The following is a 20,039-nucleotide window of genomic DNA, read 5'->3' on the forward strand; positions in this document are numbered from 1 at the left end:
TGACGGGATACCGGCCACTTCAGGCCGCATCAATCCGCGTAGCGCGCGGCGATGGCGCGCACCGCGTCTTCCTGAGCCAGCAGGGCATCAACGATGTCGGGGTCGAAATGCGTCCCCCGTCCGTCGCGGATGATCTCCATGGCGTTTGCGTGGCTGAAGGCGGGCTTGTAGACGCGCTTGCAGATCAAGGCGTCATAGACGTCGGCGACGGCCATCAGGCGCGCGGCGGTGGGGATCTCCTCGCCCTTCAGGCCGGACGGATAGCCGCTCCCGTCCCATTTTTCGTGATGCCCGCCGGCGATGTCGCAAGCGAGGCTGAGGAACCCGATGTCGGACGGGTCGCTGCCCTCGGCGGCGGCCAGCAGCGCTTCACGACCCAGCGCGGCATGGGTCTTCATGATCGCCATCTCGTCGTCGGTCAGTCGCCCGGGCTTGAGAAGGATGGCATCCGGAATGCCGACCTTGCCGACGTCGTGCAGTGGGGCGGACTTGAACAGCAGTTCGATGGTGTCGTCGTCCAGGAAGGCGGCGAAGCGTGGATGCTCCGCCAGTGCCTCCGCGAGCAGGCGGACATAATGCTGGGTCCGCTTGATATGGTTCCCGGTCTCGTTGTCGCGCGTCTCCGCGAGCGAGGCCAGGGCGCGAATGGTGACATCCTGGGCGTGCACCACCTCACGCGTTCGCGCCATCAGTTGGTCCGTGCGCTCACGCACCTCGGCTTCCAGGGTGCGGCTGTAGTCCTCCAGCACGCGGCGGGCGTGACGTAATTGCAGATGGGTGCGGATGCGGGCCAGGGCGACCGAAGGCGAAATCGGCTTGGTTAGATAGTCCACCGCGCCCAGTTCGAAGCCGCGCGTTTCGTCGTCCACCTCGCCCAAGGCGGTGACGAAGATGACCGGGATGTCCGCGAACTCCGGCGTGTCCTTCAGCACCCGGCAGAGCGCGTGGCCATCCATGCCCGGCATCATCACATCCAGCAGGATCAGGTCCGGCGGCGGCCCTGCCCGCAGGCGCTGCAGGGCCTGATGGCCACTCTTGGCGACGGTCAGGCGGTAGCTGCCGCCCAGCAGATCAACCAGTACTTTGATGTTCATCGGTTCGTCGTCGACGACCATCAACAGAGGACGGGTGTCATCGGGGCTCATCAGCGGATCCCTTGGAATGAGGGGGGTGATTGAGCGCGGTGTCCAGGCGCTCCAAGGCGGCCAGCGCGTCGTCAAAGTCGAAGCTGGCGGCGGCGGCAGTCAGAACCTCCGCCTCCGCCTTGAGATCCGGGCGCGCGCCGGACAGGCGGCCCGCCAGCGTTTCGGCCAGACCTTCGGAACTCGGGTCGCCCGCCGACAGGGCGGCTTGCAGGGCCGCGAGGGTCTTTCGCAGGGCTTGGGTGTCGGCGGTGGCTGTGGGGGCGGTCTCCGGCGCGGTCGCGCTGTCGTCCGACGCCGGGACGTCCGCCATTCGAGGGGCAGGTTGCATGGCCAGGATCGACTTGATGAGGGGCGACAGGGCACTCCCCAGCCGGTCCATCTTTTCCTCGGATGGCGCTTCGCCCTTTGCCAGCGCTGTTTCCACCGCGCCGGCCGCGCGCGCCACCTGGGTGGCGCCGATGGTGGCGGCCGTGCCCTTCAGGGTGTGCGCGATGTGGCGAGCGTCCTCCAGACGACCCTCGCGCACCGCCTGATGCAGAACCAGGCTTTGAACGCCCTGATTGCGGGCGAAATCGTTCAGCAGCCGGCGCAGAAGCTCCACCTTGCCGTTGACCGAGCGCACCGCCTGACGGACGTCCAGCACGTCCAGCACCGGCTTGCCTAGACTGTGCAGGATCTTGGTTTCCAGGTCGGGGTCGGACAGCGCGGGCGCGGGCGCGGGCACAACATCCTTGTTCAGCCAGCGCGCCAGGGTTGAGAAGAGGGCCGGCGGATGGATCGGCTTGGCGATGTGATCGTTCATCCCGCTGTCCAGACAGCGCTCGCGATCAGCGGCCATGACGTGGGCGGTCATGGCGATGACGGGCAATTCGGCCAACTCGGGCCGGCGGCGCAGCCGGCGCGTGGTTTCCAGGCCATCGATCCCGGGCATCTGCACGTCCATCAGCACGAGGTCGAAGCTCTCGCGGTCCAGCCAAGCCAGGGCCTCAGGGCCATCGCCGGCTGTGAAGACCTCGATGCCGGCGTTCTCCAGCATGTCGCGGGCGACCTGCTGGTTCAGCGGTGTGTCCTCGACCAACAGCACCCGCGCTCCGGACAGGGACCCGCGCGCCGACGGCGCATCCCCGTGTCCCGCCCGTGCCAGCGAACTCTCGGCGGCGGTCTCGTTACTCCAAAGGCCGGCCAGACGCAGCAGCGTCAGGCGCAGCCGCCATTCGGTCGGCGGCGGCTCCAGGTGGATCACGCCCTCCGCATCGTCACCAGTCGTGTGCGTTGCCAGCACGATCAGCGGCGCGCCCTCGACGTCGCGGGCGGCGTCATCAGCAATCACGGCCAGGGGCGGTGAGTCGTCCGAGCCTCCGTCCGCCACACGCAGATCCAGCCGCTCCAGAATCAGCGCGAGGGCAGCCCGGCGTTCGGCATCATCCACCCTCAGGCGCACGACCCGGCCTCGCAGCGCGGCGGGCACGGGATCGTCCGCCGGCGGACGGTCCGGTTGGTCGAGCGGCAGGACAACACTGAAGGTGGAGCCCAGGCCCGGGGCGCTGTCCACGGCGATGGTCCCGTTCATCAGGGCCACGATCTGGCGGGAGATCGCCAAACCCAGGCCGGTGCCGCCGAAGCGCCGCGTGGTTGAATTGTCAACCTGACTGAAGGCTTGAAACAGCCGAGCCTGCTGGGTCTGGCTCATGCCGATGCCGGTGTCTGAAACGGCGATCATGAGGTGCGGTGAGTCGCTCGTCTCCGCGGTGCGGGCCCGCGAGACGGTCAAGCCGATGCCGCCGCTTTCGGTGAATTTGACGGCGTTGCCGGCCAGATTGATCAACACCTGCCCCAGGCGTACCGGATCGCCCCGCAAGGAGTCCGGCACGTCTCGGTCCACATGGAGGGTCAGCGACAGGGTCTTTTCCCGCAGTCGGGGCCGGATCACGGTGACCACGGAGTCGATCACTTCCGACAAGCGGAACGAGACCCGCTCCAGCGACATCTTGCCGGCCTCGATCTTCGAGAAATCAAGAATGTCGTTGATGATCGCCAGCAGGTTCTGTGACGCCGTCGAGATGTTTTCCAGGTAGTCGCGCTGGCGCGGCGTCAACTCCGTTTGCAGCGTCAGATGGCACAGTCCGATGACCGCGTTCATCGGTGTTCGGATCTCGTGGCTCATGTTGGCCAGAAACCGGCTCTTGAACTGGCTTGATTGCTCGGCCGCCTGGCGCGCCTGTTCGGTCGCCACCTCGGCTTGCTTGCGCGCGGAGATATCGTGGAACAGGGTCACCGAGCCGACGATAACGTCGTCCTCGATCAGGGGAACGGAGGAGATGGCGACCGGGAAAAGTGTGCCGTCGCGGCGGCGAAACGCCTCGCCCTCGGACCGATAGGCTTCGCCCCGGCGGATGGTTTGCAGGATCACACAGTCATTCGCGGGGACCGTGCGGCCGGACTCGAACTTGTGATGTACCAGGGTATGGATGTCGGCGCCGAGCAACTCGCCAAGGGTCAGGTCCAGCAAGCGTTCGGCTTCCGGATTGACGAAGGTACAGCGACCGAATGCGTCAAGCGCGTAGACGCCCTCGCCCATGGCCTTCGTCATGCCGTGCAGGAAGCGGTTGCGCTCGCGGAAGCGCTCCTCGATCAGCTTGCGCTCGGTGATATCGGTGCGGATGGAGATGTACTGAAAGGGCGTTCCATCGTTGTCCAGAAACGGTACGATTGTCGCCGAGACCCAGTACGGCTGGCCGTTCTTGGCCCGGTTCTTGATCTCTCCGTGCCAGACCTCGCCACGCGTAATCGTTTGCCAAAGCTGGGCGAAAAACGCCGCGTCGTGTTCGTCAGACCGAACCATGCGGTGGTTTCGGCCGATGATTTCGTCGCGATCATGCCCGCTGATGGCGCAGAACCGGTCGTTGGCATAGGTGATCGTGCCGTCCTTGTCCGTCGCCGTGACGATGGCGTGTTGGTCTAAGGCGAATTTCTGGAATTCCAGGTCCCGCTTGACCTCTTCCAGGCGTCGGTTCGAGGCTCTCACCGAGCGCAGCATCCAGACGCCCGTGCCGACCACGAACAGGATCACGATGCCGGACAGGACGACCCGCGCGAGACGGTACGCCTCGGTTCGTCGGTCGATATCGAGGTTCAGCGCGTTGAGGGTCCGCTGACTTTGAAAGAACAGGCGGTTGGCGTTCTCGTTCATGCGCAGGAACAGCGGCGGCAGGCGCGCCATGAAGTTTTCGAGATCACGCTCCAACGCCAAGTAGGCGACCGCGTCGGACACCCGCCCCAAGGAGTCGTGACGGTTCATCAGATCGATGAGTTCATCCGTCAGGTGCTCGACATCGTCCAGTTTGGGGGTGATCTCGATGACCTCAAGAACATAGGGGAAATCGGTGTGGGTGGCCTCGTACGGGATGACGCGCTCCATGACGGCGCGCGATTCGATGTTCAAGCGTGTCTCGCGCCGGAGCACGCCACCATTGGACAGCACCTCCAGGGCCTCACGCAAATTCGCGACGGTGGACTCGACCTGCTCGCGCATCCACTCCCGGTCCTTGGCGTTGCGGGTGGCCGACGCAATGCGATACGTCAGCGCCTCCAGGCGGACTAGGTCATTGACAATGACCTCGCCGATCAGCACCCGATTGCTTTCATTGCGGGCGCGGTCGTTCAGGTCTCCGATCAGGCTGGAGAACAACAGCTCGCCCCCGATCAGCGCCAACACGCCAACCACATAAACCACGAACAGGACGAACAGCGGCCGGGTGGAAATGCTGTCGGTCCGTTTGGCGCGCGATGGCATCAGTTGGCCACTCCGACTCGACCGTCCCGATCAAGAAACCCGAATGAGCGAAAGATGGCTTGGCCGCGCTCCGACGCCGCTAGGCCCATGAATCGGTGCGCCAATTCCGGGTGTGCCGAAAAGGTCAGCAAATTGATCGCCAGGATCTTGGGTTCAGCGAGGGCTGGGTCGATATCCAGCACATCCAACTGGTCCCGGTTTTCGGGAAAGAAGGCGGTGGCGCGCCAGTTCATGATGAGGTCGGCGGCCCCGTCCAGGAGGAACTGGTTCAGGTTGCGGGAATCCGTGGCCATGAAGCTGGTGTTGGCGAGGACATCGCGGTTGAGACCGGCCGCCTCCAAGACTCTCTGAGTTTCCCGGCCGATGCTGCCGCTCTGCGGGTTGGCGATCACCACCGATAGCGCCGGATCCGCCAGGGCGGCCAGATCCGCCGGAATGCGCTTTGGGTTGCCCTCCAGCACCAACAGGGCCGAGACGTTGTAACCGAGCTCGAAGGCCTCGCCCAGGAGCCCTTCCTCAAGGTTCCGCGTGCGATAGGACAGGGATCCGGGGAAATAGAGGTCACCCAGACGGTTGGCCTTCAGGCTCTTGTAAAGGTCTTCCGAACCGCCCTGGCTGATGGTGACCGTGGCGCCGGTTTCGGCTTCGAACACGGCGGCGACGGCGCGGATGGGATGCAGCATCGTGATGCCGCAATAGATCAGCAGGTTAGCGTCGCTCGTCCGTGCCGCTTGGTCCACATCGTCATCGCAGCCGGCCAAAGCGAGCCCCATGGACACCAGAAGCAACACCAGAAGCCATGGACGCGCCTGGTGTGTCCCGCAGCGAGAGCGTCGGACATCACGCATGAGTCGAAACATGGACCCTCCCGCACTCCTGATCCTGCTAGACCGGTCGACGAAAAGGATGACCTTTGTCGGCGGCCGGCCGGTGCGCTTGTGGTGTCGCTGGGTGGCACCCGCTTGAAAGCAACGTCGGGCTGGCGCCGCGACGCGGCGGAGGGCCTTGATCCTGACACGTCAGGACCAAAGCGGCTAGCATAAGGCGTCGTTGACATGGATCACACATCGTTCCGCTCATCCCCGGCCGCTGTCTGGTCGCGCGCACGTCAGCCAGGAGGCGTTCCGGCATGCTCCTGAGCGTGTTGGACTGTTCGTTCAGCGAGGTGGTCGCGGTCGGCAAATCCCCGGGGGCCACGGCGCCGAGCGGACGAACCGGTCATGGCGAGAGCAAATCCCGAGCGATCCGGACCGGATCGCGACGCCAGCTTTGACCAAATGGGGCCGTCGCCCACGGCGCCGATTCAAGGAGGGCCGCCCTTTGGGCGGTCGGGGCGGCGAAAAAAACAAAGACTCAACAACGCCGGCTGGGCGTCGTGAAGGCCGGACGAATCAAGTCTATCGTCGGCCGGTATCAGCCCACCGACGAAGCGGGTCACCCGTTTCGTCGGGCGGGGTCAGGGCGTTTTGCGGTCGGGTTTCCGAGACGTGGCGGGGGATCTCTGGTCGGTGATCCGGGCGCCGTTCCGGAACACATGGGTGGCGTCGGCGTTCCAGGTCAGGCCGGTGGTTTCGCCCGTCCGCATGGCGGCGTCCGGGCCAAGTCGGGCCACCACAGGGTCGACAAGGCCCACGTCCACATGCCACAGCACCGACTCTCCCAGGTGCTCGATCACCTGCACCGTGCCGGACAGGTGCCCGGCACCGGGCGCGCAGGGGGTGACGGCCTCCGGGCGTACGCCTACCTCGACCGCCATGCCGGGCGTCAGCCCGTGACCCGGCAGCGGAATCCGCCCGGCCTCGCCGTCCGGCACCGCCGTGTCGTTCCCGGTCACCGTCGCCGGCAGCAGGTTCATCGGCGGCGTGCCCAGAAACCGAGCGACGAAGGGCGTGGCGGGCCGCGTGTACAGCTCCAGCGGCGGCCCGGCCTGCACCACCCGGCCGGCCTCCATCAACACCATGACGTCGGCCAGGGTCATGGCCTCGGTCTGGTCGTGGGTGACGTGAACCATGGTCGTGCCCAGGCGCCGGTGCAGCGCCGCCAGCTCGCGCCGCACCGACAGTCGCAGCCCGGCATCCAGGTTGGACAGCGGTTCGTCGAGCAGGAGCACCGCCGGATCCCGCACCACCGCGCGGCCGATAGCCACCCGCTGGCGCTGTCCGCCGGACAGGGCCGCCGGGCGGCGGTCGAGCAGGTCCTCCAGGTGCAGCATGCGGGCGGCCTCGTGGACCCGCGCGGTGATGGTCGCCTTGTCGCGGTGCCCGTCGCGGAGACGCAGGCCGAACGCCATGTTCTCGAACACCGTCATGTGCGGATAGAGCGCGTAGGACTGGAACACCATGGCCACGTCGCGCCGCTTCGGCGGCAGCGCGGTCACGTCCGCGCCGCCGATGCGGATGGTGCCGGCGGTGGGGTCCTCCAGTCCGGCCAACAGGCGCAGGAGCGTCGACTTGCCGCACCCGGAGCGTCCCACGATCACGGCATAGGCCCCGTCCGGCAGCGACACCGTCACCCCGTCCAGCGCCGTGACCGCGCCGAAACGCTTCGCCAGTCCGTCGATTTCGACCCCCGCCATCGGTCCTCCTTTAACCCTTCACCGCCCCGGCGGTCAGGCCGGAGACGATCCAGCGTTGGAACACCAGCACCAACAGCACCATCGGCACGGTGACGATGACCGACGCCGCCATGATGCGCCCCCACGGCAGTTCGTGGGCGCTGGCCCCGGAGATCAGGGCAATGGCCACCGGCACCGTGCGCGTCTCCGCCGTCAGGGTGAACGTCAGCGCGAACAGGAACTCGTTCCAGGCGACGATGAACGCCAGCAGCCCCGTGCTCACCAGCGCCGGCCAGAGAACGGGCAGGAACACGCGGCCGATGATGGTCAGCGGGCCGGCGCCGTCCATGATCGCCGCCTCTTCCATCTCCTTCGGGATCTGGCGCACGAAGGTGGTCAGCATCCACACCGTGAATGGCAGCGTGAGCATGAGGTAGCTCAGCCCCAGGCCGGGCAGGCTGTTGTACAGGCCCAGCGAGCGGATCAGCAGGAACATGCCCGACAGAACCGCCACCTGCGGGAACATGGAGACGCTCAGCACGGTGCCCAGCAGCAGGCCCCGGCCCCGGAACGACACCCGCGCCAGGGCGAAGGCCGCCGTCACCGCCAGGGTCAGCGACATCCCCACGACCCCGCCGGCCACGGCGATCGAATTCAGGATGTTGCGCGCGAACGGCTGCTCGGCGAACACGGCAGCGTAGTTGGTTCCGGTGGGGGTCTCGGGCCACAGGCCGGGGGTGAACAGGGCGCTGCCCGTCTCCAGACTGGTCACCACGGCATACCCCAGCGGCCCGATGGAGACCGCCACGATCAGGACCACGGCGAGGGCGAACCCGGCGCGGGCGATCATGACCCGGCCTCCCGTTCGCGCAGCCGGCCGGCGGTCAGAATCAGCGCCGCCGCCAGGGCGATGACCAGGAACACCAGCGTCGCCGCCGCCGAGCCGCTGCCGGCCGACTGGAAGTCGATCAGCTCGCGCCGGGCGTAGACCGACATGGTCATGGTCGCCGGGCTGTTGGCGGTCAGCACGTAGACCAGATCGAACACCCGCAGGGCGTCCAGGGTGCGGAAGACGATGGCCACCACCAGCGCCGGACGGATCAGGGGCAGCGTCACCCGAAAGAAGACCCGAACCGGATGGATTCCATCGACCCGTGCGGCCTCGTAGATGTCGCGCGGCAGCATCTCCAGCGCCGCCAGCACCAGCAGCGCCATGAACGGTGTCGTCTTCCACACGTCCACCCCGATGACCGCGATCATGGACAGCAGCGGATCGGCCGTCCACGCCAGCGGCGCGTCGATCAGGCCCATCCCTTCCAGGGCCGCGTTCACGACGCCGAACTGATCGTTGAGCATCCAGGCCCACATCTTGGCGGACACCACGGTCGGAATCGCCCACGGCACCAGCACGGCGGCGCGCACCCAGGCGCGGCCGGGGAACCGTTGATGCAGCACCAGGGCCACCAAGACGCCCAGCACGGTCTCCAGGCTTACCGACGTGACCGTGAACACCAGCGTGTTGCCGACCGACCGCCACCACTGCGGATCGACCAGGACGCCGAACGCCTGCCCGCCGTAGACGGCGTAGTAGTTCTCCCAGCCGATGAACGCCGCGTCGCCCGCGCCGGCCAGCGAGGCGTCGGTGAAACCGAGCCAGATCGTGCGTCCCAGCGGCCAAGCCGCCACGCACAGCAGCACCAGGACCATGGGCGCGATCAGCGCCCAGGCCTCGCGCACCCGCCGACGGGCGAGGGGAGTCGCGGCGCCCCGCTTCACCAGCCGCCGCGCTTGATCCGCTGCACGCGCGCGGCGATGGCCGCCACGCCGGCCGCGCCGTCCGACTGTCCACTGAGCACGCCGTGCACACCGTTGAAAAAGGCCGTGCTGACCTGATTGTATCGCGCCCCCGTGACCGTCGACGGCCGCGCCACGGCGGCGTCGAGCACAGCGCGCATGTCGGCCAGGAACGGCACCGCCTCCAGCACCTCGGGATCTGCGTACAGCGCCGGGCGGGAGGGATTGAACGACCCGACGATGGCGCGGCGCTTCTGTTCGGCGGCGCCGGTCAGGTGGCGCACCAGATCCACGGCCGCCTCGACATGCGCCGAGTGTTTCGAGACCGCCAACTGTGCACCGCCCAGGGTGGCTGCCGGCGCACCGTCCGGCCCGGCCGGCAGGGGAGCGACGCCGACCTTGCCCCGCACCGGACTGTCGTCGGACTGGGCCAGCGCCCAGGCATAGGGCCAGTTGCGCATGAACACGGCGCGGCCGGACTGGAACAGGCCGCGCGCGTCCTCCTCGGCATGGTTCAGCACGCCCGGCGGCGAGATGGTGCCCACCCAGCCGGCGGCGCGGTCCAGCGCGGCGGCGGCGGCCGGCGTCTCAAGGGTGATGGCCCCATCCGGCGCCACGAGGGTGCCGCCGCCGTGGCTGGCGACCCATTCCAGCGCGTTGCAGGTCAGGCCCTCGTAGGCGCGGCCTTGCCAGACGTAGCCCCACAGGTCCCCGGCCCCATCCGCCCGCTCGGCCGCTTGGATGGCGGCGGCGGTGTCGGTCAGCGCGGCCCAGGTGGCGGGCACGGCGCGGCCGTGCTTTTCCAGCAGGTCGGCGCGGTAGTACAACAGGCCGGCGTCGATGAACCACGGCAGGGCCACCAGACGGCCGTCGACGGTGTTGTTCTCGATCAGGACCGGCAGATGATCCCCGGCCGCGTCGCCCAGCGCCGGCCCCAGGTCCACCAGATGCTCGGCCAGCAGCCCGGGCCAGACCACATCAATCTGCAGGACGTCGATGTCGTCGGCGCCGGCGGACAGAAGCTGCTGATAGAGCCCCAGGCGTTCGGTGGCGGAATTGGGGATGGCCACCAGTTCAACGTCGTGACCGCTCTGCTCGGCCCAGGCGCGGACGCCGTCCTCGCACAGCGTGCGCTGCTCGCCGAGCGCACTGCACGCGATGCGCAGAGTCTCGGCCTGGACGGACGGGGCCAGCATCATCAGACCTGTGGCCAGCAGGGCGCGACCGACCCACGGGCGTCCCATCGCGGACATGATTCCCTCCCCTGTCTGTCGTTGGCGCATCACCCGACGCGCGGGTGCGATGATAGGACGCCAGACCTTCGGGGGAAACCGTCCGGTCACGGAGGTGAAGCGATCCGGGGCCGATTCGGGCGCGCCACTATGCGCGTCGGCGCCGGCTTGCGCTGCTTAAGCTGTACAGGCAGCCGCAATAGTCCTGACGGTAGAATTCCTCGCGTCGGGCGATGTCCAGGGCTCGGTCGACACCGCCGCCCTTGCGCCAGTCGTGATCCCAGTAGACCAGACCGTCATAAGGCGCGACGGCGCGGTGGGCACAGGCGTTGACCTGCGTCCGGTTCTTCCAGCGCGACAGGGCGAGGGACGATGTCAGGACCGGAAAGCCATGATCGTGGGCATGGCGTGCCGCGCGACCGAGGCGCATGTCGAAACACACGGTGCACCGTCGGCCCCGTTCGGGCTCGTCCTCCAAGCCCTTCGTCCGGGCGAACCACGCATCGGTGTCGTAATCGGCATCGACGAACGGCACCCCGAGGCGCTCGGCATAGCGCTTGTTCTCGTCCTTGCGCCGCCGGTACTCCGAGGCGGGGTGGATGTTCGGATTGTAGAAGAAGACCGTATAGGCGATGCCGGCGGCGGACATCGTCGCCATGATATCCCCGGAACACGGCGCGCAGCAGGATAGGAGCAGCACCCGGGCTGCGGTACCGCCGGGCGGGGTCAGCCCGCGCGCGTCGTGCGGAGACCTGGGGGGTGGTTCAGGCATCGGGTTTTCTCCGTGGCTTTCTGTGCCATAGGGTCCGCGCGGCCCCCAACCTGTCCCTGCTCCGCGCCTGACGCGTGGCGATGCAGGGAAAGGCCCTCCGGTCGCCCGGAGGCCCCCCTTTTCGAGCCGGTCAGGCCGGCACCGCCGCCAGCGCCTGTTCGACGTCGGCGATCAGGTCGTCGGCGCCCTCGATCCCGGCGGACAGCCGGATCATGTCCGGGCTGACCCCGGCGGCCGCCAGTTCCTCGTCGTTCATCTGGCGGTGGGTGGCGGAGGCGGGGTGCAGCACGCAGGTCTTGGCGTCGGCCACATGGGTGGCGATGGAGGCGATCTTCAGCCCGGCCATGAAGGTCTCGGCGGCGGCCCGCCCCCCTTTGACGCCGAAGATCACCACGCCGCAGGTGCCGTCGGGCAGGTACTTGGTGGCCAGTTCATGCTGCGAATCGCCGAGCAGGCCAGGATAGCGTACCCAGGCGATCTTGTCGTGCCCCTGCAGATACTCGGCCAGACGCAGGCCGTTGTCGCAGTGTTTCTTCATGCGCAGCGGCAGCGTTTCCAGGCCGATGTTGAGCAGGAAGGCGTTCATCGGCGCCGGCGTCGCCCCCAGATCGCGCATCAACTGGACCACGGCCTTGGTGATGTAGGCCCCCTCCAGGCCGAAGCGCTCGGTGTAGACCACGCCGTGGTAGCTGTCGTCCGGCGTTGTCAGGCCGGCGAAGCGGTCGCCGTGGGCGGTCCAGTCGAACCGGCCGGAATCGACGATGGCGCCGCCGACCGCCGCCGCGTGGCCGTCCAGGTACTTGGTGGTCGAATGGGTGATGATGTCCGCGCCCCACTCGAACGGGCGGCAGTTGACGGGTGTCGCGAAGGTGTTGTCCACGATCAGCGGCACGCCGTGGGCATGGGCCGCCGTGGCGAACTTCTCGATGTCCAGCACGGTCAGCGCCGGGTTGGCGATGGTCTCGCCGAAGACGGCCTTGGTGTTGGGCTGGAAGGCGGCGTCCAGCTCTTCCTTCGAACAGTCGGGCGAGACGAAGGTGAAGGCGATCCCCATCCGCTTCATGGTGATGGCGAACAGGTTGTAGGTGCCGCCGTAGATGGCGGACGACGCCACGACGTGATCCCCACACGACGCGATGTTGAACACGGCATAGAACGACGCCGCCTGCCCGGACGAGAGCAGCAGGGCCGCCGAGCCCCCCTCCAGCGCCGCGATCTTCGCGGCGACGCGGTCGGAGGTGGGGTTCTGCAATCGGGTGTAGAAGTAGCCCGCCGCCTCCAGGTCGAACAGGGCCGCCATGTCCTGACTGGTCTCGTATCGGAAGGTCGTGCTCTGGACGATGGGGATGTTTCTCGGCTCGCCGTTCTTCGGCTGGTAACCGGCATGCAGGCACTGGGTCTCGAGGTTCATTGGCAGGATGTCCTTTCGGCGGTCGCCAGGATGAAGGCACGGATCAACGGCCGTCTTCGAGGGGACAGAAAGAGGCCCCGGAGTTTCATGGCGGGTGACAAGAGGGCCAGATGACACACATGAACGCGGCGCGTCTACCCCGGGAAACAGATCGACCCACCATGGCAGGCGCGCCAAAAGGGTGGCCCCGGCACCCGCGATTCTCTGTGCGGGCGGACCGCACCCGACAGGCATCTGATCAGAGCGGTTCCCTGGGAAGAAGGACCCCGCCGGATGGGGGGCGCGGCTCCGTCCGGAGCCAAGTCGTCACCCAACGGCCACTCAAGAACGGTGCCGGTCGGGCGGACAACGCCCGCCCGACAACGGGAGGGCGGAGCCGGGGGTCATCCCAAAATCAAACTCCGTTTGATCGGCCGAACAGAATCGTCTCTCTGCCCCGACCTGTCCATCGATGGACCACCGGGCGCTTTCGCGGTCCAACGCGCCGGATCAGGCCGTGGCCCGGACGTGGCGGCGCGGGATCGCCTCCAGCGCCCAGGTCCGCAGAGCCTGGAGATCGCTGGGCAGGCGGGTCTCGATACCACCGGCAAATGCCAGGAACGCGTCCCGGTTCAGGCCGTTGACCCCCAGCAGCACCGGGATGCCCAGGCACAGCGCCTCGCCGACGAGGTCGCGGAAACCGTGGCCCTCGGCCTCGTGCTTGCCGAACTTGTTGAGGATCAGGAGATCCGGCCGGGGGGCCAGACGCTCGGCCACCGCGACCACGGCCGCCTCCAGCGCGTCGGCGTCCAGGCGGCACCCCCGCGCATGCGCGCCCCTCCACTGCGAGATGCGCATCACCGGGCCATCCGGCAGGACCCGGACGTCCATGTCGCACACCGGGCTGTCCGCCCGGTCGGTGTTCTGCTGGACCACGCCGGCCACGCGCACCCCGTCCCGTTGAAGATCGGCGGCCACGGTAGCGAGCAGGCGGTCGGCCGCGCCCCGGGTCTCGTTCAGCACATATCCGAGAGCGGGGGGGCTCATCGGGCGCCACCGGCGACGGCCGCCGCCGGATCGTCCGCCGCCCATCCGGCGACCGCCTCAATCAGCGGCGCGAAGGCCCGCGCGACGGCGCCGTCGGGGTGGTCCAGCACCGCGGGTCGACCGCTGTCCGACCCGATCGCCAGCTCCGGCGCCAGGGGAATGGCGGCGATCTTGCCGACGCCCTCGACCGCCAGCGCGGCGTCCAGACCGGCGTCCGGGAACACATGGAACGACCCGGAGCAGTGCGGGCAGACCACGCCGGCCATGTTCTCCACGGCGCCGATGATGGGCAGGGCACGCTCGGCGCAGACGCGCGCGGCCTTCAGGCTGTCCATCTGCGCCACCGCCTGGGGCGTGGTCACCAGCACGGCGGCGGCGGGCGGGCCGCCGTCGTCCAGCACATCGCACAGGGTGATCATCTCGTTGCCGGTTCCCGGCGGCATGTCCACCACCAGCGCGTCCAGATCCCCCCAGTCGAAGCTGCCCAAAAGGTGGTGGATGAAGTCGTGCTTGTAGGAATCGCGCCAGACGATGGGCGTGGCATCGTCCTCCATCAGGAAGGCCAGCGATCCGACGCGCAGCGGATGGGCGATCCCGTCGGCCGCGAAGGTCCGCGTTTCCAACCCGGCGGCGGACAGCCGCACCCGGGCCCCGACCAGACCGAAGAAGCGGCTCTGGTTGGGGCCGTGGATGTCGGCGTCGGCCACCCCCACGCGCAGGCCGCGCGCCGCCAGTCCGGCGGCGAGATTGGCGGAGACGGTACTCTTGCCCACACCGCCCTTGTTGGACAGTACCACCACGACCTGTCCCACCCGGGACAGCCGCGCCCGCACCAGCGCGCGATCATGATCCGACTTGTCCAGGGGGCAGGACGGCGCGACGGGACAGAACGAACAGGCGTGATCCCGCCCGCAGGCCGACAGTGTGGTGGTCGGTTGCGTCGTGTCCATCGGCTCAGTCCGCGCCCAGATCGAGCAAGATCCACCCGGTCGAGACGTTCTTCAGGCCATCGCGCTCGGCGTCGCTGCCTTGCCAGACGGCGAAGGCGACGGGCACCGACCCGCCCGTGTCGAACGTCACCTGATGGGGGCCGTTCGGCTCCAGCGGCCGCGACAGGACGACGGTCCATTCGTTCGGATCGTCGCTGTTCTCCACGTACTGTGACTCACCGGTGACCGGCTGTTCTTCCAATCTGGTCAGGCTGCGCGCGCCGCCGGCGGCCAGATTCTCGAACGCGTCGGTGTCGGCGCGCCAGTACCAGATGTTCACCGGCTCATCCGGGCCGTTGCCCATGATGTACGAGGTCGTGTCATCGCCCAGCGAGAACTGGACCGCGACGCCGTCCCGGAAGCGATCCCGCAGGGTGACGGTGTCGTGCGTGTCGTCACGCCAGCGCAGACGGACATAGAAGCGGTCGGACGTGCGGGCCGGGGTGAAGTACAGGGCCTGACCCTCGTCCGCGTAGTTGATCCGCAGACCGACCGACTCATGGACGACGGGCGCGGGCGCGACATGGACCCGGTACTCGGGCAGGCGCTCCCAGATGACGTCATCGGGATCGTTGGTCGAGCGCAGATACACGTCGTCGGGGATGCGCCCCACGGGAATTGTCTCGTAGGGCAGCACCCGGATGACGTTGGGTTCGGCGATGGTGACGTCATCTGCGGCAATGGCTGGAGCTGGGGCCAGTGCCGGCCCGACGGCCAGCAGGGTCAGGGCGCCCAGCGTGCAGGCAGTGTGTTTCATCCGGACTCTCCTGTGTCACCGGAGGTGCGGGGGGGTGCGGTCTCCGGGTCGCGGAAGGAACCGACCATGCCTTCCAGGTCGGCGACGCGGCGGCGGGATACGGATGCCAGCGCCGGGATCAGCGCCGCCAGCGTCGGGTCGAGGTCGTGGCCGGGGTGTTCGCGCAACTGGGCGGCGACCGTCGCCAGCGTCGGCCCCAGGAACCGGCCCAGCACATCGCGTTGCGCCCGCCGGGGCGGCGCGGGATCACCGCCCCGCTCCAGGGCGCCGGCCTCCAGGTGGCAGAGCACGGCCATGAACTCCATCAGGCTGGCCACATGATCGGGCTCGTCGCGCCGCCCCTCGTCTCCGGTCGCGGCCTGCAACCCGAAGTGCCGGTAGAACGCGCTCAGGTTCAGCATGAACACCGGACGGGACAGGCCACCCAGCACCCCTTCGTGATCGCCCGCCATCAGCGAGGCCACGGGGCGGCCGTTGCGGCCGTGCAGGAAGGCGCTGATGTAGCCGGCCTCGAACGCGGTGAAATCGCCCGTCTCTCCGGCAGCCGGCGGCGCGTCGCCGTCGGTGGCGCGCGCCCAGGCGACGTCCAGCGCCTCCCGGTACGCGCCGGAGGCCAGCGCGGCATGGAATTCCGGCACCGGATGGGCCAGCGCCAGCGCCGACAGGCGCCACAGCGTTTCCCAGGCCCGCGCCCGCGACGGGCTGTCCGCGACGGCGGGCGGATCGGTTGTCAGGATCGACATGGCTCATCCCACCTTGAACATGTCGGCGCGGCGATACCCGATCAGGGTTTCCATCAGCTCGCTGGCGCCGCTCTCGGCCTTCTTGCGGCGCTCGGCCGCCAGCGTCCCCAGCGCCTCCGAGACACCAGGGCCGAACAGCTTTTCGAGGTAGGCGAGGGGAATTCGGTCCTCGCCCGTGGGCTTGCCGTCGGGGCCGATCTTCGGCGGCGACAGCGGCGGCACATAGAACACGTTGGGCCGCGTGCCCCGGTCGGGATACAGCGGCAGCGCCACCTTGTATTTGTCCACGAGGATGTGGATGGGGCCGGCCTCGTCGTCGCGATAGCCGATGAAGCGGATGCGACCGGAACACTGGCTGGCGCAGGCGGTGGGCAGCCCCTTTTCGATACGCGGGAAACAAAAGATGCACTTCTCGGACATGCTCGTCTGTTCGTTGAAGTACACCTTCTTGTAAGGACAGGCGCTGACGCAGTATCGATATCCCCGACATCGCTTCTGGTCCACCAGGACGATGCCGTCCTCCTGCCGCTTGTAGATGGCGTTGCGCGAACAGGCCGCGAGACATGCCGGGTTCTCGCAGTGATTACAGAGGCGGGGCAGGTAGAAATAGTGCGTATTCGGGTACTCGCCCTCGCCCTGGTCCTCGTCCCAGTTCGCTCCCCAGGTGGGCTTGACGTTGGGACGCAGCCACGGATCCACGCCGTTCATCAGCGCTTCCTCGTAGTTGTAGTCCCAGGGAATCCCGTAGTCCTCGGCTCCGGGTTCCTTGCCAATCTTCAGCTTGCCGTTGCTGTCGAACCCGCCGCCCATATCGGCGAAATTCCGGGGATACCCGGTCCCGGGTTTGGTCTCGACATTGTTCCAGTACATGTATTCGCGGCCGTTCCGGTTGGTCCATTGCATTTTGCAACCGGACGAGCAGGTATGGCAGCCGATGCACTTGTTCAGGTCCAGCACCATGCTGATCTGGCGTTTCACGGCCATGCGTTGGGTCCTCCCTGGATGCCCTGGGCGTCTGGGTTATTGTGGGGGCGAGCGCGGACCGGCTACGCCACCGGTTCGACGTCGACGCTGCTTTCGTGCGCGAGTTGGTTCGCGTTCCACTTGAACAGCTTGAAGCCCAGGTGACCCCAGCCGCCGGCCAGTTCCAGCGGCTGCAACAGCGTCGCCATGGCGTTGTTCATGGGCTTTGCCTGCTCGTACTGGTGCGGTTCCCAGCCGTGTTCCATCATCAGCGAGGTCTCCGGCAGGCTGGGATAGAACTTGGCCTGGGCGAAGAACTCGCCGGTGCCGTTGAACACGCGCACCTTGGCGCCGTCGGCGATGCCCCGGGCGGCGGCCAGGGTCGGGTTGATGTAGATGTTCGGCTCACCCCGTTGCAGGCGCATCATCCACTTGTTCGACCGCCAGTTGGAGTGAATGCCCCAGCGGGTGTGCGGCGAGTAGAACGACAGCGGATAGCTTGACGCCGCGCGGCCGGCATGGTGGCGCGCCGTCGGCACGGTGGCCCCCAGGCGCACGAAGCTGGGGTGGTCGCAGAAGAAGGTCATGCGCCCGGTCAGGGTCTCGTAGGGCTTTTTGCCTTCGGTCTGGGCGACGAACGGGTTGTAGGGCTCATCCTCCGGGATCGGCTGGTTGGCGCCGCCCTCGGCCGTCATCACGAAGAAGCCACGCTCCACGCCCTCTTCCAGGGTGACGCCGCCCAGTTCGGGGCTGTTCTCCACCAGCCATCTGGTGGCGTCGTAATCGGTCATGAGCTGACCGCCCAGGGTGTAGTCGTCGTGGATGGTGTGCAGGTCGCGGGAGACCTCCCCATCCTGGAAGCCGGCCACGCCGCGCTTGATGGCCCGGTCCTGAATCTTACGGGTCAGGAGGGCCATGATGTCCCAGTCCGGCTTGGCCTCACCGATCGGGTCGACCGGCCGCGAGAAGACATTCATGAAGCGGTGGAAGCCCACTGTGCGCAGATCCCAGGCCTCGTAGTGGCTGGCCGCCGGCAGCAGGTAGTCCGCCCATTGCGCGGTGGAGTCCATGCGCACGTTGATGTCCACGAACAGCGCCTCAACCTCCTTGAGGATGCGCTCGCGGTACTTGTCGGCGAACTTGTTGCGGCGGAACTTGTTGTCGGCGATGGAGATCAGGCCCTTCATGTCGCCGTGATACGGCATCCAGCCCTGACCGATGCTCTCGTCGATCATCTCCTGGAGGTCGTCGAGATCGAAGCCCACCCGCTCCTTGAGCTTGTCGTTGTCAAAGTGCTTGCGGGCGTGTTCCATCATGTGGCCGCGCTGGAACTCGCCCAGCCCGCCGGGTTCCAGGCGCGGCAGCTTCTGGAAGCCGAACAACGCCAGTTCCAGCCACTTGGGCTGGTTCCACGCGATCCACGAGGTATCGATTCCGCCGGTGCGTCCGCCGTGGCCGGTCAAGGCCAGCATCAGCGACTGCGCCCAACTGGTGTAGATGCCGTTGGAGTAGCGGCCGATGTTGAAGCCGTGCATCAGCACCGCCTTGCGGGCGCCGGCGAAGCGGCGCGCCTCTTCGCGCACCAGGGCGGCACTGATGCCGGTTTCGGCCTCCGTGACCTCAGGCGCGAAGCGGGCCGCCTCGGCGCGGACGTTCTCGAACACCGTGGTGACCGTGATCCCCTCGACCTCGAACGTCCCCTCAAGCGCCGGGTCCACGCCATCGAGGGCAAGGGTCTTGTCCTCCGACCCCATGGACCCGCGCATGGGCACGGCGGCGCCGCTGTTCAGGTCCCAGTGATAGAACACCTGATCGGACCCGCCCTCTTTCAGGTCCGCCTCGCGCAGCAGCGTTCCGGTGTCCACGCGCACCAGCGCCGGCAGGTCGGTCTGCTCCTTTATGAAGTCCGGTTTGGTCAGGCCCTCCGTGATGATGACGTTCACGAAGGACATGGCCAGGAACGGGTCGCTGCCCTGGTGGATGGGCAGCCACAGGTCGGCGTGGATGGACGACGGGTTGTAGTCCGGCGCCACCGAGACGACGCGGGCGCCGTTGTACTTGGCCTCCCAGATGAAATGGGCGTCGGGGATACGCGTGGCGTTCGGGTTGATCAGCGACATCATGATGTAGTCGGCGTCGAACCACGCATCCGACGTGAAGCTCTCCAGCGGATTGCCGTAGGCCAGATGGGCGCCGGTGTTCAAATCACCGACGTCGGTGAAGATGTCGAGCTGCACGCCGCCGACCAGCGAGGCGAACCGATAGGGCGCGGCGAACCGCACCATGGACAGGTTGCCCGACCCGGTGTGGGTCATCAGCTTGCCGGGGCCGTGCTCGACAAAGATGTCGATGATCTTGTCGGCGATTTCCTCGGTGATCTCGTCCCAGGACAGCCGCTGCCACTTGCCTTCGCCGCGCGCGCCGACGCGCTTGAGCGGGTAGCGCAGGCGGTCGCCCTCGTACATCGCCGCCGAGTGGATGGACCCCTTCTGGCAGCCGCGCGGGTTGGCGTCCGGTACGGTCGGGTTGATCTGCGGATACTGGCCGAGCTGCTCTTCACGCAGCACGATGCCGTCCTTGACGAAGACGTTGAAGGCGCAGTTGCCCTCGCAGTTGATGCAGTGGGCCGCCTTGCCGATCTTGTCCCAGGTGAACTCGCGCCGATATAGGTCTTCCCAGCCGCGATACGGGTACTCCTCGTTGAGGGTATCGTCGATCGGCTCCAGCCGGTTCAGCGCCCAGGCCTGGTTGCCGACCAAGACCCCGGCGCCGACCAGGGTTCCGCCCTTCAGGAAATCGCGTCGCCCGATGCGTTGCATGTGTGTCCTCCCCATGTCTCGGGCCCGTGTCCCGGGCACCG

At 67.5% G+C, this 20,039-nt stretch carries 15 protein-coding genes; all 15 read right to left on the bottom strand.

The window, feature by feature from the left end:
* Positions 1–29 precede the first annotated feature (29 nt).
* Complete coding sequence (locus tag BLS85_RS10455; protein ID WP_092786008.1) at positions 30–1,145, bottom strand: response regulator; 1,116 nt, start codon at positions 1,143–1,145, stop codon at positions 30–32.
* Complete coding sequence (locus BLS85_RS10460; protein WP_092786009.1) at positions 1,132–4,938, bottom strand: response regulator; 3,807 nt, start codon at positions 4,936–4,938, stop codon at positions 1,132–1,134. Before BLS85_RS10460 ends, BLS85_RS10455 begins: the two co-directional genes overlap by 14 nt.
* The gene (locus BLS85_RS10465; protein WP_218128375.1) at positions 4,938–5,798 is read right to left on the bottom strand and encodes a substrate-binding domain-containing protein; all 861 of its coding nucleotides are present in this window, start codon (positions 5,796–5,798) and stop codon (positions 4,938–4,940) included. Before BLS85_RS10465 ends, BLS85_RS10460 begins: the two co-directional genes overlap by 1 nt.
* A gap of 596 nt (positions 5,799–6,394) precedes the next feature.
* Positions 6,395–7,513 (bottom strand): ABC transporter ATP-binding protein, encoded by a 1,119-nt coding sequence (locus BLS85_RS10470; protein WP_092786011.1) that lies wholly within the window; start codon positions 7,511–7,513, stop codon positions 6,395–6,397.
* Between the two features lie 10 nt (positions 7,514–7,523).
* Complete coding sequence (locus BLS85_RS10475; protein ID WP_092786013.1) at positions 7,524–8,342, bottom strand: carbohydrate ABC transporter permease; 819 nt, start codon at positions 8,340–8,342, stop codon at positions 7,524–7,526.
* Positions 8,339–9,268: a carbohydrate ABC transporter permease gene (locus BLS85_RS10480; protein ID WP_342729453.1), complete on the bottom strand. Its 930-nt coding sequence runs from the start codon at positions 9,266–9,268 to the stop codon at positions 8,339–8,341. Before BLS85_RS10480 ends, BLS85_RS10475 begins: the two co-directional genes overlap by 4 nt.
* Positions 9,265–10,539, bottom strand: a complete 1,275-nt coding sequence (locus BLS85_RS10485; RefSeq protein WP_342729454.1) for an ABC transporter substrate-binding protein — start codon at positions 10,537–10,539, stop codon at positions 9,265–9,267. The genes BLS85_RS10480 and BLS85_RS10485 overlap by 4 nt, the downstream gene beginning before the upstream one ends.
* A gap of 127 nt (positions 10,540–10,666) precedes the next feature.
* Positions 10,667–11,290 carry an epoxyqueuosine reductase QueH gene (locus BLS85_RS10490; protein WP_092786017.1) on the bottom strand — a complete coding sequence of 208 codons (624 nt, stop codon included), beginning with the start codon at positions 11,288–11,290 and terminating at the stop codon, positions 10,667–10,669.
* Between the two features lie 130 nt (positions 11,291–11,420).
* A complete protein-coding gene (locus tag BLS85_RS10495; RefSeq protein ID WP_092786019.1) occupies positions 11,421–12,701 on the bottom strand; it encodes an O-acetylhomoserine aminocarboxypropyltransferase/cysteine synthase family protein in 1,281 nt (426 codons plus the stop codon).
* A 489-nt stretch (positions 12,702–13,190) separates the two neighbouring features.
* Positions 13,191–13,727, bottom strand: coding sequence for a DUF2478 domain-containing protein (locus tag BLS85_RS10500; RefSeq protein ID WP_092786284.1), 537 nt, complete (start codon positions 13,725–13,727; stop codon positions 13,191–13,193).
* Entirely contained in the window at positions 13,724–14,677 is a 954-nt protein-coding gene (locus tag BLS85_RS10505) for a P-loop NTPase (RefSeq protein WP_092786021.1), read from the bottom strand. Before BLS85_RS10505 ends, BLS85_RS10500 begins: the two co-directional genes overlap by 4 nt.
* A gap of 4 nt (positions 14,678–14,681) precedes the next feature.
* A complete protein-coding gene (locus BLS85_RS10510; protein WP_092786023.1) occupies positions 14,682–15,473 on the bottom strand; it encodes an ethylbenzene dehydrogenase-related protein in 792 nt (263 codons plus the stop codon).
* Positions 15,470–16,216: a molecular chaperone TorD family protein gene (locus BLS85_RS10515; protein WP_092786025.1), complete on the bottom strand. Its 747-nt coding sequence runs from the start codon at positions 16,214–16,216 to the stop codon at positions 15,470–15,472. Before BLS85_RS10515 ends, BLS85_RS10510 begins: the two co-directional genes overlap by 4 nt.
* Positions 16,217–16,219: 3 nt before the next feature.
* Positions 16,220–17,200: a 4Fe-4S dicluster domain-containing protein gene (locus BLS85_RS10520; protein ID WP_092786027.1), complete on the bottom strand. Its 981-nt coding sequence runs from the start codon at positions 17,198–17,200 to the stop codon at positions 16,220–16,222.
* 62 nt (positions 17,201–17,262) lie between these two features.
* Positions 17,263–19,998, bottom strand: a complete 2,736-nt coding sequence (locus BLS85_RS10525) for a molybdopterin-dependent oxidoreductase (RefSeq protein WP_092786029.1) — start codon at positions 19,996–19,998, stop codon at positions 17,263–17,265.
* Positions 19,999–20,039 lie beyond the last annotated feature (41 nt).

It is taken from the genome of Rhodospira trueperi (genome assembly GCF_900101965.1).
In the GTDB taxonomy this organism is placed as follows: Bacteria; Pseudomonadota; Alphaproteobacteria; order Rhodospirillales; family Rhodospirillaceae; genus Rhodospira; species Rhodospira trueperi.